10 protein-coding genes are annotated in these 15,573 nt (G+C 65.2%); 4 read left to right on the plus strand and 6 right to left on the minus strand.

Annotation, left to right across the window (positions count from 1 at the left end):
* Nucleotides 1-47: 47 nt before the first annotated feature.
* The 5 genes from EA795_RS03060 to glnE all read right to left on the minus strand — a co-directional run bounded on the left by EA795_RS03060 (nt 48) and on the right by glnE (nt 7,216).
* Nucleotides 48-1,169, minus strand: a complete 1,122-nt coding sequence (locus EA795_RS03060) for a glycosyltransferase family 4 protein (protein ID WP_122075511.1) — start codon at nt 1,167-1,169, stop codon at nt 48-50.
* Nucleotides 1,169-2,170, minus strand: coding sequence for a lipopolysaccharide heptosyltransferase I (waaC, locus tag EA795_RS03065; RefSeq protein ID WP_122075512.1), 1,002 nt, complete (start codon nt 2,168-2,170; stop codon nt 1,169-1,171). The genes EA795_RS03060 and waaC overlap by 1 nt, the downstream gene beginning before the upstream one ends.
* Nucleotides 2,171-3,220: a lipopolysaccharide heptosyltransferase II gene (gene waaF, locus EA795_RS03070; RefSeq protein WP_014851324.1), complete on the minus strand. Its 1,050-nt coding sequence runs from the start codon at nt 3,218-3,220 to the stop codon at nt 2,171-2,173.
* An 81-nt stretch (nt 3,221-3,301) separates the two neighbouring features.
* Nucleotides 3,302-4,225: a branched-chain amino acid transaminase gene (locus EA795_RS03075; RefSeq protein WP_122075514.1), complete on the minus strand. Its 924-nt coding sequence runs from the start codon at nt 4,223-4,225 to the stop codon at nt 3,302-3,304.
* A gap of 45 nt (nt 4,226-4,270) precedes the next feature.
* Nucleotides 4,271-7,216 (minus strand): bifunctional [glutamate--ammonia ligase]-adenylyl-L-tyrosine phosphorylase/[glutamate--ammonia-ligase] adenylyltransferase, encoded by a 2,946-nt coding sequence (glnE, locus tag EA795_RS03080; RefSeq protein ID WP_014851322.1) that lies wholly within the window; start codon nt 7,214-7,216, stop codon nt 4,271-4,273.
* A gap of 281 nt (nt 7,217-7,497) precedes the next feature.
* Here glnE and aceE point away from each other — a divergent pair, with 281 nt between their 5' ends.
* On the plus strand, nt 7,498-10,143 hold the full coding sequence (gene aceE, locus EA795_RS03085; RefSeq protein ID WP_065985680.1) for a pyruvate dehydrogenase (acetyl-transferring), homodimeric type: 2,646 nt from the start codon (nt 7,498-7,500) through the stop codon (nt 10,141-10,143).
* A 27-nt stretch (nt 10,144-10,170) separates the two neighbouring features.
* Nucleotides 10,171-12,159: a dihydrolipoyllysine-residue acetyltransferase gene (aceF, locus tag EA795_RS03090; RefSeq protein WP_122075516.1), complete on the plus strand. Its 1,989-nt coding sequence runs from the start codon at nt 10,171-10,173 to the stop codon at nt 12,157-12,159.
* 84 nt (nt 12,160-12,243) lie between these two features.
* Here the strand turns inward: aceF and EA795_RS03095 are convergent, their stop codons facing one another.
* On the minus strand, nt 12,244-13,893 hold the full coding sequence (locus EA795_RS03095) for an acyl-CoA dehydrogenase family protein (RefSeq protein WP_122075518.1): 1,650 nt from the start codon (nt 13,891-13,893) through the stop codon (nt 12,244-12,246).
* Nucleotides 13,894-14,082: 189 nt separating this feature from the next.
* Between EA795_RS03095 and EA795_RS03100 the strand changes: the two genes are divergently transcribed.
* Together EA795_RS03100 and thiE are read left to right on the plus strand one after the other, a co-directional pair.
* On the plus strand, nt 14,083-14,874 hold the full coding sequence (locus tag EA795_RS03100; protein ID WP_122075520.1) for a bifunctional hydroxymethylpyrimidine kinase/phosphomethylpyrimidine kinase: 792 nt from the start codon (nt 14,083-14,085) through the stop codon (nt 14,872-14,874).
* 14 nt (nt 14,875-14,888) lie between these two features.
* Complete coding sequence (thiE, locus tag EA795_RS03105; RefSeq protein ID WP_122075521.1) at nt 14,889-15,530, plus strand: thiamine phosphate synthase; 642 nt, start codon at nt 14,889-14,891, stop codon at nt 15,528-15,530.
* Nucleotides 15,531-15,573: the final 43 nt, after the last annotated feature.

Here is a 15,573-nt window from a genome sequence, read left to right on the forward strand (position 1 = left end):
CTCTTGTGCAGTCAGGATCGCCAGCAAGCTGGCTCCTACAAAAGCATTCATGGGCGCCCCGCCAGAATTACATCCGCAGCCTTCAGCGGCATCGAATAGAGATCGGCGCTATCGGCATAGATCAGGCCATTACGGCGCCAGATGGCGCGCTGTTCATCGTCGGCGAGCACCTGCGCCAGCATGCTGTCCAGCGTGGACTGCTCGAACGGGCTCGGCACCACGCGTCCGGCGTCGGCATCCTCGATGTAGTGGGCGTAACCACAGACATCGGTGACCAGCGCCGGCAGGCCAGACACCAGCGCCTCCAGCAGCACGGTGCCGGTGTTTTCGTTGTAGGCCGGGTGAATCAACAGGTCGGCGCCGAGCAGGAAGCGCGGAATGTCGCTGCGACCCTTGAGAAACTCCACCTGGCCCGACACCCCCAGCGCCTTGGCCTGCAGCTGGAAGGGCTTGGGATCGTCCTGGCCGATGACGTACAGCCGGGTGCGCTTCTTCAGCTCGCGCGGCAGTGCGGCGAGTGCCTTGAGGCTGCGGTCGACACCCTTGGTCTTGAAGCCCGAGCCGATCTGCACCAGCAACAGCTCATCAGCGCCCAGCTCGAATTCCTCGCGAAACTCTGCGCGGACCTCAGCCGCATTGGCCGGTGCACGGCGGTCCTGGGCGATGCCCGGTGGCAGCAGGTGAAAGCGTGCGGCCGGCGTACCGTAATGCTTGACGAACAGCGGCTGCTGCACTTCGGAAATCATCAAGACGTCAGTCTTCGAGTCGGGGGCAAACACCGCGCGCTCGTACTCGGCGAAGTGCTTGTAGCGCCCCCAGCGGCGATAGATCGGATTACGCAGGGTTTGCGCCTTGTCCTCGAAGCAGGGATCGGCGGCGTAGTAGACATCCAGCCCGGGCATCTTGTTGAAACCCACCACACGATCCACCGGGCGCGCGGCAAGGTCACGCTCGACCCAGGCGGTGAAGCGCTCGTTGCGGGTGTGGTTGAACAGCGCCTTGACCGGTGCGATCAGTACCTCGAAGCCGTCCGGCACCTCGCCTTCCCAGATCATCGCGTAGACACGGATGCCGTGGCCGCGGCGCTGGCACTCCAGGGCGATGCGCATGAAATCGCGCTGCAGCCCGCCAAAGGGAAAGTATTTGTAGAGGATAAAGGCCAATTGCATCAGTTCGTCTCCGCTGACCGCAACAGGGCCTTGAGTTCGCTGGCGACGCGCTCGGGCAGCAGGTCGTCGAAGCAGGGTTTGACGCGGTCGCCCTTGCCGGCATCCGGGCCGCTGGCGCACAGATGCACCTGCGAGCGACCGTAGGCGCCTACGCGGCCCGGCAGGGTCGGACCGTAAAGCGAAATGCTCGGCACATCCAGTGCGGCAGCCAGATGCCCGAGCCCGGTGTCCACCGCCACGCAGGCACGGGCACCGGCGACCACCTTGGCCACGCCGCCGAGATTCAGCCGGGGCAATACCGAGGCACCGGCGATGCCCTCGGCGATGCGTTCGGCGCGGGCCTTTTCCTCGGCATTGCCCCACGGCAGGCGAATCGCCCAGCCGAAGGCGCTCATGCGCTCGGCCAGCTCGCGCCAATAGGCTTCCGGCCAGTGCTTGCTCGGCCATGTGGTCCCATGCAGGAACAGCAGATAGGGTTCCTCGCCCGGCGTGGCCAGCTGGGTGCGATCCAGGCCGTAATCGCCGATGCCCTGCGGTAATTCGTAGCCCAGTGCCTGGGCGAAAAGTTGGCGCACCCGCTCCAGCGCATGCTGGTCGCGCGGCACGGCGTAGCGCCGGTCATAGAAGCGCGAGGCCAACGGCTCGCGTGCCGAGTCGCGGTCCAGGCCGGCCACCGGCGCCTTGACGTAGCGGGTCAGCCAAGCGCTTTTCAGCAGGCCCTGGGCATCGATCACCAGGTCGTAACGGGTTTCCCGCAGACGCGCCTTGAAGCGCCGCCATTCGCCGGAGCGCAGTGTCTGCCAGAGGTTCTTGCGCCAGCGGCGGATAGCCACCGGAATCACCTGAGCCACCGCCGGATGCCAGGCGGGAATCTCGGCGAAACCTTCCTCGACCACCCAGTCGAACTGGATGCCGGGAATCGCCCGTTGCGCATCGGTCAATGCCGGCAAGGTATGCACGACGTCGCCCAGCGACGAGGTCTTGATCAGCAGAACGCGCACTCAGTGCTCCAGCGGCAGCGGGTCGGCCAGCGGGTCGCCGGCCAGGCGTTGCAGCGCATCCAGCACCGGCTGCGGATGCAGGTCGCGCAGGCAATTGTAGTGGCCGAAACGGCAGGTACGGTCGAAACAGGGACTGCATTCGAGCCCCAGGCGGACGATTTCCACCTGCTCAGCCAACGGTGGCGTGAACTGCGGCGACGTCGAACCATACACCGCCACCAGCGGACGGTTGAGCGCAGCAGCCACGTGCATCAGACCGGAGTCGTTGGAAACCACCGCGCTGGCACAGGACATCAGATCGATGGCCTCGGCCAGGCTGGTTTCGCCGCACAGGTTGGTCGCCTCCTCCTGCAGGCCGGGGATCAGCTCGCCGCGGATCGCCTCGCCCACCGGATGATCCTTCTTCGAGCCGAACAGCCACACCTGCCAGCCAGCACGAATCTTCGCCTCGGCCACGGCGGCGTAATGGCCGGAGGGCCAGCGCTTGGCTTCACCGAATTCGGCGCCTGGACACAGCGCCAGCACCGGGCGATCCAGCTCCAGGCCGAACTTGGCGAGCGCCGCCACGCGGCTGGCTTCGTCGATCTGCAGGCGCGGCTGCGGATAGGGTTTGGGCAGCTCGGCATCCGCCTCGAACGCCAGCGCCATGAAGCGCTCGATCATCAGTGGGTAGCGCTGTTTGTCGAGCTTGCGCATGTCGTTGAGCAGGCCGAAGCGCATCTCGCCGCGCCAGCCGGTACGCTTGGGAATGCCGGCGAAGAACGGCACCAGAGCGGACTTCAAAGAGTTGGGCAGCAGGATCGCCTGGTCGTACTGACCACGCAGGCCCTGCGCGACGGTGCGCCGGGTCGCCAGGTCCAGCACGCCGTGGCCAAGCGGGAAACTCAGGGCCTGGCGCACCTCGGGCATGCGTTCGAGAATCGGCCGGCTCCACTCGGGCGCCAGCACGTCGATCTGGCAGTCGGGATGGCGCTGTTTCAAGCAGACGAACAGCGTCTGCGCCATCACCATGTCGCCAACCCAACTGGGACCTACGATCAGTATGTTCATAAGCTGAAAGCCATAAGCGTGAAGCTGGAAGCAGGTGCCGGAGAGCGTTTCACCGCCGGCCCTCGGCTTCCAACCGCTGGCTTATCTGACCAACGTCCGCCATTCGGCGTGCGCATCGGTCTTGCCGGTGACCAGGTCGAAGTAGGCCTTCTGCAGCTTCTCGGTGACCGGGCCGCGGCGGCCGATGCCGATCTGACGACCGTCGAGCTCGCGAATCGGCGTGACCTCGGCAGCGGTGCCGGTGAAGAAGGCCTCGTCGGCGATGTAGACCTCGTCGCGGGTGATGCGCTTCTCGACGATCTCGATACCCAGCTCGCGCGCCAGGGTCAGCACGGTGCCGCGGGTGATGCCGTTCAGGCAGGCGGTGACTTCCGGGGTGTAGATCACGCCGTCCTTGATGATGAAGATGTTCTCGCCGGAGCCTTCGGCCACGTAGCCTTCCGGATCGAGCAGCAGCGCCTCGTCGGCACCGGCGGACACCGCTTCCTGCAGCGCCAGCATCGAGTTGACATAGCTGCCGCTGGACTTGGCGCGGGTCATGGTGATGTTGACGTGATGCCGGGTGAAGGAGCTGGTGCGGATCTTGATGCCTTTCTCCAGCGCTTCGTCGCCCATGTAGGCACCCCAGTGCCAGGCAGCGACGACGACGTGCACCTTCAGGTTGTCGGCGCGGATGCCCATGCCTTCCGATCCGTAGAACACCAGCGGACGCACGTAAGCCGTTTCGAGATTGTTTTCGCGCACTGCCGCGCGGGTCGCCTCGTTGATCTGTTCCTTGGTGAAAGGAATCTTCATGCCCATGATGTGGGCGGAATCGAACAGGCGGTCGGTGTGCGCCTGCAGGCGGAAGATCGCCGTACCCTGCGGGGTGTTGTAGGCGCGCACGCCCTCGAACACGCCCATGCCGTAGTGCAGGCTGTGGGTCAGCACATGAGTGGTCGCGTTGCGCCATTCGACCAGTTCGCCGTCATACCAGATCACGCCCTCACGATCGGCCATCGACATTTGTTGCCACCTCGAAATTCAATTACGTTGGGTTACCGACGAGCCTCAGCGGAGCCCAAGCTCACGCCAGATGCGCATGACCGCGCGACGCTCGTCATGAAATCGGTCCCCGCTCACCACTTCAGGCAATTTTTGCAGTGATTGCCGGTGGGCCGCGGCACGGTAGGCCTTGTAGGCGTCCTGCAGCAGCCGAACCTCATCGCCGGTCATCAACCCGGCCTGCTCCAACCCATCGAGAATGCGGATGTTATCGGTATAGCGCAGCAGTTGTGGATGCTGGTGCGACCACGCCAGAGCCGCGTATTGCACCATAAATTCGATATCCACGATACCACCGGCGTCGTGCTTGAGATTGAAGTCCACCTCCGCCTCGAACGCCTTGTCGGCCATGCCCGCTTGGGTAATGCGCGTGCCGAGGTTGTCGCGCATCTTCGCGCGCATCTCGCTGACCTCCTGGCGCAGCGCCTCCACATCGCGCTGCCGACCGAGCACCTCGGCACGCACGCGCTCGAAATCCTCCGTCAATTGCGGGCAGCCCACCAGCACTCGCGCGCGCACCAGCGCCTGGTGCTCCCAGGTCCAGGCTTCCTGTGCCTGGTAGCGTTCGAAGGCACTCAGCGAACTGACCAGCAAACCCGATGCGCCCGAGGGCCGAAGGCGCATGTCCACTTCGTAGAGCTGCCCCGAAGTGGTCTGGGTGGTGAGCAGATGGATGATGCGCTGACCGAGGCGGGTGAAGAACTGCGCGCCATCGATCGGCTTGGCGCCGTCGGTCTCGGCATTGGAGTCGCCATCGTGGATGAACACCAGGTCCAGGTCGGACCCGTGGCCCAGCTCGATGCCGCCGACCTTGCCGTAGCCGAGGATGATGAACGCCGGGTCGCACGGCGAGCCATCGCTGCGTTTCGGCTGGCCGTGGCGGGCGACCGTATGCCGCCAGGCCAGTGCCAGGACTTCCTTGAGAATCGCCTCGGCCAGCCAGGTGAGGTAATCGCTGACCTTCATCAGCGGCAGTGTGCCGGCGATTTCCGACGCCGCCACCCGCAGCCGGTGCGCCAGCTTGAAATGGCGCAGCGCCTCCATCTGCTGCTCCAGATCGTCCTCGGGAATGCGCGCCAGCCGCTCGTTGAGCTCGGCCGCCAGCTCCGGCGCCTGCGGCGGCTTGAACAGGCGGCCGGCGTTGAGCAGTTCGTCGAGCAACAGTGGGAAGCGCGCGATCTGCTCGGCGATCCAGGGGCTGGCGGCGCAGAGCTCCAGCAACCGCTGCAGGGCACCGGGATTCTCGGTCAGCAGCACCAGGTAGGCCGAGCGCCGTGCCACCGCCTCGATCAATGGCAGCACCCGCTCCAGCGCCAGATCGGGATCTTCCTGCTCCACCGCCTGCGCCAGCAGGCGCGGCACGAAGGCATCCAGCCGCTCGCGGCCGAGCCGCTGCATGGTCCGCACCTGGCTCGCGCTGCGCAGCGCCGCCAGCCCACGACATGCCGCGTGGCCGTCGCGGAATCCCGCTTCGGTCAGCTGTCGGCAGGCGAATTCCTCGTCCCAGTCCTGTTCCCACAACGGCAGCCACTCACCGCCGACCAGCTCTTCACCCTCGCTCAGTTCGTCCTCGTCGGGATCGGCGATCACCTGGCGAAAATGCCAGTCGATCCGCTCGCGCCAAAACAGCAGCCGCGCATGGAACTCGTCCCAACTGTCGAAACCCAGCATGAAGGCGACCCGCACGCGATCGATCGGGTTGTCGGGAAGCATCTGCGTCTGCCGGTCGTCGATGGCCTGCAGCGCATGCTCGGTGTAGCGCAGGAATTCATAGCCCTCGCGCAATTCCTTGACCACTGTCGAAGGCAGGTAGCCCTGCCCGTCCAGGGTCGTCAGCAGCTGCGCCAACGAGCGCAACTGCAAGCTCAGATCGCGCCCGCCATGGATCAGCTGGAACGCCTGACCGATGAACTCCACTTCACGAATGCCGCCGGCACCCAGCTTGATGTTGTCGGCCATGCCCTTGCGCCGGACCTCCTGCTGGATCAGCTGCTTCATGCCGCGCAGCGCCTCTATCGCAGAGAAATCCAGATAACGCCGATAGACGAAGGGTCGCAGCATGTTGAGCAGTTCCCGGCCGGCTTTCTGATCGCCGCCGATCACCCGCGCCTTGATCATCGCGTAGCGCTCCCAGTCGCGTCCCTGGGTCTGGTAGTACTGCTCCAGCGCATTGAAGCTGAGCACCAGCGCGCCCGATGAGCCGTAGGGACGCAGGCGCATGTCGACGCGGAATACGAAGCCGTCGACGGTGGGCGCATCGAGCACCTTGATCAGGCGCTGGCCGAGCCGCAGGAAGAATTGGTGATTGTCCAGCGAGCGCTTCTCGCCCTGGGTTTCGCCGCTTTCCGGGTAGCCGAAGATCAGGTCGATATCCGAGGACAGGTTCAGCTCGTGGCCACCGAGCTTGCCCATGCCGAGGATCACCATGTGCTGCGGCTTGCCGCTCCGGGCACCGATGGGCACCCCATGCTGCTCGCAATGGCGCGCGTACAGCCACTGGTAGGCCAGGTCGACGCAGGTATCAGCCAGATCGGACAGATCGCCGCAGGTTTCGGCGAGGCCCGCCTGGCGTGTCAGGTCGCGCCAGATGATCCGCACCTGCTGGCGGTTGCGAAAACGCCGCAGGGTACGCTGCAGCCGCGGTTCGTCGTCGCAGTCGGCCAGTTCGCCGTCCAGCAACGAACGCATCTCACCGAGGTTCAGCGAGCGCTCCAGCAGCCCCGCCTCGGCCAGCCCCAGCAACATCTCCGGATCTCGGCTAACCTGTTCGATCACGAAGTTGCTGGCCGCGCAGACCCGGCCAAAGGCTTCACGGCGCTCGGCCGGCCAAGCGTCGAAGCGTTCGAGCGCCTGCTCCGACAGATCGCGCAATGCGCTGAGGAACATCTCTTCGGCACGACGGACCAAAGGCAGAAGCGGCGTCGGCATTGCAACCAGCGATGGCAGACTCATGATAAGTTCCTCAAGCGCCGATAACGGCTGTCGCAACAGCGATATCGCCCGGTCCAGAGCCTTGGCCGTGAGCAATGACAGTCTGATTCAGACGCTGACGCTGTAGTTTTACTACGAAAGAATACTCGGCGGGGCTGATTCGGAAACGGTTTTGTAGTAAAACTACAGAAGCCCGGACCTACCCCCGGTAACAAAACATCCAAGAACATACGCACCGGCCCACAAAGCCGGTAGCGAAGCAGGCAACCGATTCTGGAAGCCTTTCCGCCCTGGAGCAAGCCATGCAAGATCTCGATCCCGTCGAAACCCAGGAATGGCTGGACGCCCTCGAGTCAGTACTCGATCGCGAAGGTGAAGACCGCGCCCACTACCTGATGACCCGGATGGGTGAACTGGCCACCCGTAGCGGCACACCCCTGCCCTACGGCATCACCACGCCCTACCGCAACACCATCCCCGTCACCCGCGAAGCGAAGATGCCCGGCGACCTGTTCATGGAGCGTCGCATTCGCTCCCTGGTCCGCTGGAACGCCCTGGCGATGGTGATGCGCGCGAACCTGAAGGACCCCGACCTGGGTGGACACATCTCCACCTTCGCCTCCAGCGCGACCCTGTACGACATCGGCTTCAACTATTTCTTCCAGGCCCCGACCGAAGAACACGGCGGCGACCTGATCTACTACCAGGGCCATGCCTCTCCCGGCATCTACGCCCGCGCCTTCCTCGAAGGCCGCCTGACCGAAGATCAGATGCTGAACTTCCGCCAGGAAGTCGATGGCCACGGGCTCTCGAGCTACCCGCACCCGCACCTGATGCCGGACTTCTGGCAGTTCCCCACCGTTTCCATGGGCCTGGGCCCGATCACCGCGATCTACCAGGCGCGCTTCATGAAGTACCTGGAAAACCGCGGTTTCATTCCTGCCGGCAAGCAGCGCGTCTGGTGCTTCATCGGCGACGGCGAGTGCGACGAGCCGGAAACCCTCGGCGCGATTTCCCTGGCCGGTCGCGAGAACCTCGACAACCTGGTGTTCGTCATCAACTGCAACCTGCAGCGTCTGGACGGCCCGGTGCGCGGCAACGGCAAGATCATCCAGGAACTGGAAGGCGTGTTTAAAGGCGCCAACTGGAACGTCAACAAGGTGGTCTGGGGCCGCCTGTGGGATCCGCTGTTCGCCGCTGACGAAGACGGCCGCATGCAGCGCCGCATGGACGAGGCGATCGACGGCGAGTACCAGAACTACAAGGCAAAGGACGGCGCCTACGTGCGCAAGCACTTCTTCGGTGCCGATCCCGAGCTGCTCAAGCGCGTCGAGAAGATGTCCGACGAGGAAGTCTGGAAGCTCAACCGCGGCGGCCACGATCCCTACAAGGTCTATGCGGCCTACCACCAGGCGGTCAACCACAAGGGCCAGCCGACAGTCATCCTGGCCAAGACCATCAAGGGCTACGGCACCGGTGCCGGTGAGGCGAAGAACATCGCCCACAACACCAAGAAGGTCGATATCGACAGCCTGAAGATGTTCCGCGACCGCTTCGACATTCCGGTCAACGACTCGCAGCTCGAAGAACTGCCGTTCTACCGCCCGGCCGAAGACAGCGCGGAAATGCGCTACCTGCGCAAGTGCCGCGAAAAGCTCGGTGGTCATCTGCCGCAGCGCCGCGCCAAGAGCTTCAGCATTCCGACGCCACCGCTGGAAACCCTGAAAGCCGTGCTCGATGGCTCCGGCGATCGCGAAATCTCCACCACCATGGCGTTCGGCCGCATCCTGTCGCAACTGATCAAGGACAAGGATCTGGGCAAGCGCATCGTGCCGATCCTTGCCGACGAAGCCCGTACCTTCGGTATGGAAGGCATGTTCCGCCAGCTCGGCATCTACTCCCCCGTGGGGCAGCTGTACGAGCCGGTCGACCGCGACCAGGTGATGTACTACCGCGAAGAGAAGAACGGTCAGATCCTGCAGGAAGGCCTGAACGAAGCCGGCGCCTTCTCCTCGTTCATGGCCGCCGGTACCGCCTACAGCAACTACAACCAGCCGATGCTGCCGGTCTACATCTTCTATTCGATGTTCGGCTTCCAGCGTATCGGCGACCTGGCCTGGGCGGCGGGCGATGCCCAGACCCGCGGCTTCCTGCTGGGCGGCACCTCCGGACGCACCACGCTGAACGGCGAAGGCCTGCAGCACGAGGACGGCCACAGCCACATCCTCGCCAGCACCATCCCCAACTGCCGCAGCTATGACCCCACCTACGGCTACGAGCTGGCGGTGATCATGCATCACGGCATGCACGAGATGATGGAGCAGCAGAAGAGCGTCTACTACTACATCACCGTGATGAACGAGAACTACCAGCAGCCGGCCATGCCGCAGGGCGTCGAGGACGGCATCATCAAGGGCATGTACCTGCTCGAGGAAGCCAAGGGCGACTTCAAGCACCGTGTGCAGCTGCTGGGCAGCGGCACCATCCTGCGCGAAGTGCGCGCTGCGGTGGACATCCTCGCCAAGATGGGCGTGGGCGCCGACGTCTGGAGCGTGACCAGCTTCAACGAGCTGCGCCGCGACGGCCTGGCGGTCGATCGCTGGAACCGCCTGCACCCGACCGAGGAGCCGCGCAAGAGCTACGTCCAGCAGTGCCTGGAAGGCCGCGAAGGCCCGGTGATCGCCTCCACCGACTACATGAAGCTGTTCGCCGACCAGATTCGCCAGTGGGTTCCGTCCCGCGAATACCAGGTGCTGGGCACCGACGGCTTCGGCCGCAGCGACTCGCGCGCCAAGCTGCGCGACTTCTTCGAAGTCGACCGCCGCTGGGTGACTGTCGCCGCGCTGCAGGCACTCGCCGATCGCGGCGCCATCGAACGCAAGGTCGTGGCCGAGGCCATTACCGAGTTCGGTATCGACCCCGAGAAGCGCAATCCGCTGGATTGCTGATGCTGCGTGCGCACAGGAGAATCTATTGTGAGTGAAACCATACGCGTACCCGACATCGGCAGCGGTGAGGGTGAAGTAATCGAGTTGTTCGTCAAGGTCGGCGACCGTATCGAAGCCGACCAGAGCATCCTGACGCTCGAGTCCGACAAGGCCAGCATGGAAATTCCCGCGCCCAAGGCCGGCGTGGTGAAGAGCCTGAAGGTCAAGATGGGCGACAAGCTGAAGGAAGGCGACGAGCTGCTGGAGCTGGAAGTCGAAAGTGGTGAAGAAGCTGCAGCTTCAGCGGACGAGCCTGCCGGCGCCGCCAGCGGTGGCCCTGCCGACGAGACCGAAGCCTCGACACCGGCGGGTGACGAAAATCCTTCGGCTTCGGCTGGTGAAGGCGAATCCCAGGAAATCAAGGTGCCGGACATCGGCTCCTCGGGCAAAGCCAGCGTGATCGAGGTATCGGTCAAGCCCGGCGACACCATCGACGCCGAGCAGGCGCTGATCACGCTCGAGTCCGACAAGGCCAGCATGGAGATTCCCTCTCCGGCGGCAGGCGTCGTCGAGAGCATTTCGGTCAAGGTGGGCGACGAAGTTGGGACCGGTGATCTGATCCTGATCCTCAAGGGCGCGGCGCCCAGCAAGCCTGCGAGCGCAGCCAGCGCACCGGCGGAAAAGCCCAAGGCGCAGCAATCGGAAGCATCCGAAGAGCCAGCAGCCGAGCCGGCCGGCGAATCCGTGGAAGAGGTCCGTATCCCGGACATCGGCTCCAGCGGCGCCGCCAACGTCATCGAAGTCATGGTGAAGGCCGGCGACAGCGTCGAGGCGGACCAGTCGCTGATCACGCTCGAATCCGATAAGGCCAGCATGGAGATTCCGGCGCCCAAGGCCGGCGTGGTGGAATCCCTGTCGATCAAGGTCGGTGACGAAGCCAAGACCGGCGATCTGATCCTGACGCTGAAGGTGAAGGGCGCCGCCCCGGCGAAGAAGCCCGAGGCCAAGCGCGAGGAAGCCGCACCGCAACAGCAGGCCGTGGCACCGAACAAGCAGGGCGTGCCGGAAGCCAAGGCGGCGGCGACGCCTGCGCCGGCGGTGAGCGGCCCCAGCAAGGCTGGCAGCAAGGTCCACGCGGGCCCGGCGGTGCGCATGACGGCACGCGAGTTCGGCGTCGATCTCGCGGACGTTTCAGGCACCGGCCCGAAGGGGCGGATTCTCAAGGAAGACGTCCAGGCGTACGTCAAGAGCATGATGGGCAAGGCCAAGCAGGCGCCGGCAGAAGGCGCTGCGGGCGGCGCGGGCATCCCGCCGATTCCGACCGTCGACTTCAGCCGCTTCGGTGAAGTCGAGGAAGTGGCGATGACCCGCCTGATGCAGGTCGGCGCCGCCAACCTGCACCGCAGCTGGCTCAACGTGCCGCACGTGACCCAGTTCGAATCGGCTGACATCACCGAGCTGGAAGCCTTCCGCGTTTCGCAGAAGGCCGCCGCGGAAAAGGCCGGGGTGAAGCTGACCGTGCTGCCGTTGCTGCTCAAGGCCTGCGCACATCTGCTCAAGGAACTGCCGGACTTCAACAGTTCGCTGGCGCCGAGCGGCAAGGCGCTGATCCGCAAGAAATACGTGCACCTCGGCTTCGCCGTGGACACGCCGGACGGCCTGATGGTGCCGGTCATCCGCAACGTCGACCAGAAGAGCCTGCTGCAACTGGCGGGCGAAGCGGCGGCACTGGCCGAGAAGGCGCGCAACAAGAAGCTGTCGGCGGACGAGATGCAGGGCGCCTGCTTCACCATTTCCAGCCTCGGTCATATTGGCGGCACCGGCTTCACGCCGATCGTCAATGCACCGGAAGTGGCGATCCTGGGTGTCAGCAAGGCGACCATGCAGCCGGTATGGGACGGCAAGGCCTTCCAGCCCAAGCTGATGCTGCCGCTGTCGCTGTCCTACGATCACCGCGTGATCAACGGCGCCGCGGCGGCGCGCTTCACCAAGCGCCTGTCGGAGCTGCTGGCGGACATCCGCACCATGCTGCTGTAACGCGACGAGTCAGCCGCAAGGCTGCCCCCGAAGCCCCGAGCCTTCACCGGCTCGGGGCTTTTTCGTTTCAGCGACCTGAAAAGGTCATACCCTGGCAGGCGCACTGCGGGCCAGCACCGTCCCGATATCCAACCCGCGCGGCAAAGTGCCGTAGGCGTGCCCGCGCCCTTCCAGCCGGCTGGCGATGAAGGCGTCGGACACCGCGGCGTTGCCCGCTTCGAGCAGCAGCTTGGCCTGCAACGCGACCGCCACATCCTCGGTGAGCTGGCGGGCGCGGTACTGAATGTCTTCGGTGTCGCGGAACGCGGCCTTGAGCCCCTCGATATGCCTTCCGAGGCGCGGATCACCGTGACCATCGCCAAGCTCGGCGAAGAGCGCGTCGAGCACGCCGGGCTCCTTCGACAGGGCACGCAGCACGTCCAGGCACTGCACGTTGCCCGAGCCCTCCCAGATGGAATTGACCGGCGCCTCGCGGTACAGCCGCGGCAGTATGGTCTCCTCGACATAACCGGCGCCGCCCAGGCACTCGGACGCCTCGGCGATCATGTTCGGCGCGCGTTTGCAGATCCAGTACTTGCCGACCGCCGTGACCAGGCGGGCGAATCCGGCTTCCTGCTCGTCATCCGGATTATCCAGCGCACGACCCATGCGCAATGTCAGCGCCAACGCCGCTTCGCTTTCCAATGCCAGGTCGGCCAGCACGTTCCGCATCAGCGGCTGCTCGATCAGCGCCCGCCCGCCGACCTGGCGGTGCGCGCAGTGATGGAGGGCCTGGGTCAATGCCTGACGCATCAGCGAGCTGGAGCCGATCATGCAGTCGAAGCGGGTCATGGCGACCATTTCGATGATGGTCGCCACACCGCGCCCCTCCTCGCCGATCAGCCAGGCCAGCGCACCACGGTATTCGACCTCGCTGGAGGCGTTGGCCCAGTTGCCCAGCTTGTTCTTCAACCGCTGGATGTAGAAGGCGTTGCGTGTGCCGTCCGGGCGATGGCGCGGCAGCAGGAAACAGGACAGCCCCTTGTCGGTCTGCGCCAGGGTCAGGAAGGCATCGCACATGGGCGCCGAGCAGAACCACTTGTGCCCGACCAGCTCGTACGGCTGGCCCGGCCCGCCGGCACCGACCGGCCAGGCCCGGGTGGTATTGGCGCGCACATCGGTGCCGCCCTGCTTTTCCGTCATGGCCATGCCGATGGTGGCGCCACGCTTGTCGCCGACCGGCACGTTGCGCGGGTCGTATTCGGTCGCCAGCACCTTGGGCAGCCACTTCGCGGCGATATCCGGCCGCAACTTCAGGGCAGGGACGCTGGCGAAGGTCATGGTGAGCGGACAGCTGCTGCCCGCTTCAGCCTGGTTGTGCAGGTACATCAGACCTGCGCGGGCCACATGGGCGCCCGGTCGAGGATCGGTCCAGGGCAACGAGGGAATGCCGTGCTCGATGGCGGCCTGCATCAACTGGTGATAGGCCGGATGAAAATCCACCTGATCGATGCGATGACCGTAGCGATCATGGCTGCGGAACAGCGGCTTGTTCTCGTTGGCGAGAAAACCCGCCATCATCAGCGGCCCGCCCGCGAGCGCGCCATAGGCGTCCAGGCGCGCTTCGGCCCAGCCGCCCTGATAACGCTGGACCCATTCCTGCAACGGCACGTCGAGCCGGTAGAGGTTGGCGCCTTCGAGTGGCGGCACCTGGTTGGTGACTTCATGGGTTTCGGCAAGAAGATGCGGCTGCATGGCGATTGCTCCATGGCTCAGGGGTGCGACCCAGTGAAGCATGGACCATGGCCGAAAAAAAGCGCGGTATCGGCCAAATCAAGGGACGCTTCCTGGGCGTCATCCAGCTCGAAAACGCCTTTGCGTCCAGCTTTCCAGCCCAGGCGCTTCTTATCGTCTTCCCGTCGTTTAGTGCTAAGCTCGCACGCCATGAAAACGCCAACTTCCCGTCCCGTCGTCCTCTGCCTTTCCGGCCACGATCCCAGTGGTGGTGCCGGTCTGCAGGCGGACATCGAGGCCCTGCTCGCCCAGGGCTGCCATGCCGCTCCGACCGTTACTGCGCTGACCGTGCAGGACACCGTCGATGTTTCCGATTTCCGCGTGCTCGACCGCGACTGGGTCATGGCCCAGGCCAACGCGGTGATCGCCGACCTGCCGGTCGCCGCCGTCAAGCTGGGCATGCTCGGCTCGGTCGAGATGGTCGACACCGTGCTCGACATCATGCGCAAGCTGCCCAGCGTACCGCTGGTCTGCGACCCGGTATTGCGTGCCGGCGGCGGCGGCGCGCTGGGCCGCGACGAAGTCGGCTTCGCCATGCGCGAGCGACTGTTCCCCGTCGCCACCATCGCCACACCGAACCTGCCCGAGGCGCAGATTCTGGCCGAGCTGCCCAATGGCACGGCGGATCAGTGCGCCGAGAAGCTGCTCCCCTACATAGGCCATCTGCTGATCACCGGCGGCCATGGCGACGAAACCGAAGTTCACAACCGGCTGTACGCCCGCGACGGCAGCCTGCACACCTTCACCTGCCAGCGGTTGCCGGGCAGCTATCACGGCTCGGGCTGTACCCTGGCCAGCACCCTCGCCGGCCGCCTGGCCCTGGGCGAGAGCCTGACCAGCGCGGTCGAGTCCGCCCTCGACTACACCTGGCGCACCCTGCGCGACGCCGAAGCCCCGGGCCACGGCCAGTACATCCCGCGCCGTCTGCCGCTGGAACTGTGAGCGAGGCACGGCGCATGAACGAAACCTCTCCGCTGCGCGGGCTCTACGCGATCACCGACAGCCAGCTGCTCGCCGAAGGCCGCCTGCTGCCCTACGTCGAAGCCGCGCTGCGCGGCGGCGTGCGGCTGTTGCAGTACCGCGACAAGTCCGGCGACGAAGCGCGCCGCCAGCGTGAAGCCCAGGCACTGGCTGAACTCTGCGCGCGCCACGGCGCGGCGCTGATCATCAACGACGACCTGGAACTGGCCGCCCATCTGGGCGTCGGCCTGCACCTGGGCCAGGAAGACGGCTCGCTGGCCATCGCCCGTGAACGGCTCGGTCCGCAGGCGATCGTCGGTGCCACCTGCCATGCACAGCTGACACTGGCCGAGCGGGCCATCGAGGACGGCGCCAGCTATGTCGCCTTCGGTCGTTTCTTCAATTCCAATACCAAACCCGGCGCCCCAGCCGCCGACGATGCCTTGCTGCAACAGGCCCGTGCGCGTTTTCGCCAACCCATCGTCGCGATTGGCGGCATCACCCTGGACACGGCGCCACGACTGATCGCCCAGGGCGCCGACCTGATCGCCGTGATTCACGCGCTGTTCGCCGCCGACTCGGCCGCCGAGGTCGAACAACGCGCACAAGCCTTCAGTCGGCTGTTCACAATCCCCTGATTTCATCGGCGGGCCATCGCCGACCCGCCCATCTTTTTTTCGA

The sequence above is a fragment of the Stutzerimonas nitrititolerans genome (assembly GCF_003696285.1).
GTDB lineage: Bacteria > Pseudomonadota > Gammaproteobacteria > Pseudomonadales > Pseudomonadaceae > Stutzerimonas > Stutzerimonas nitrititolerans.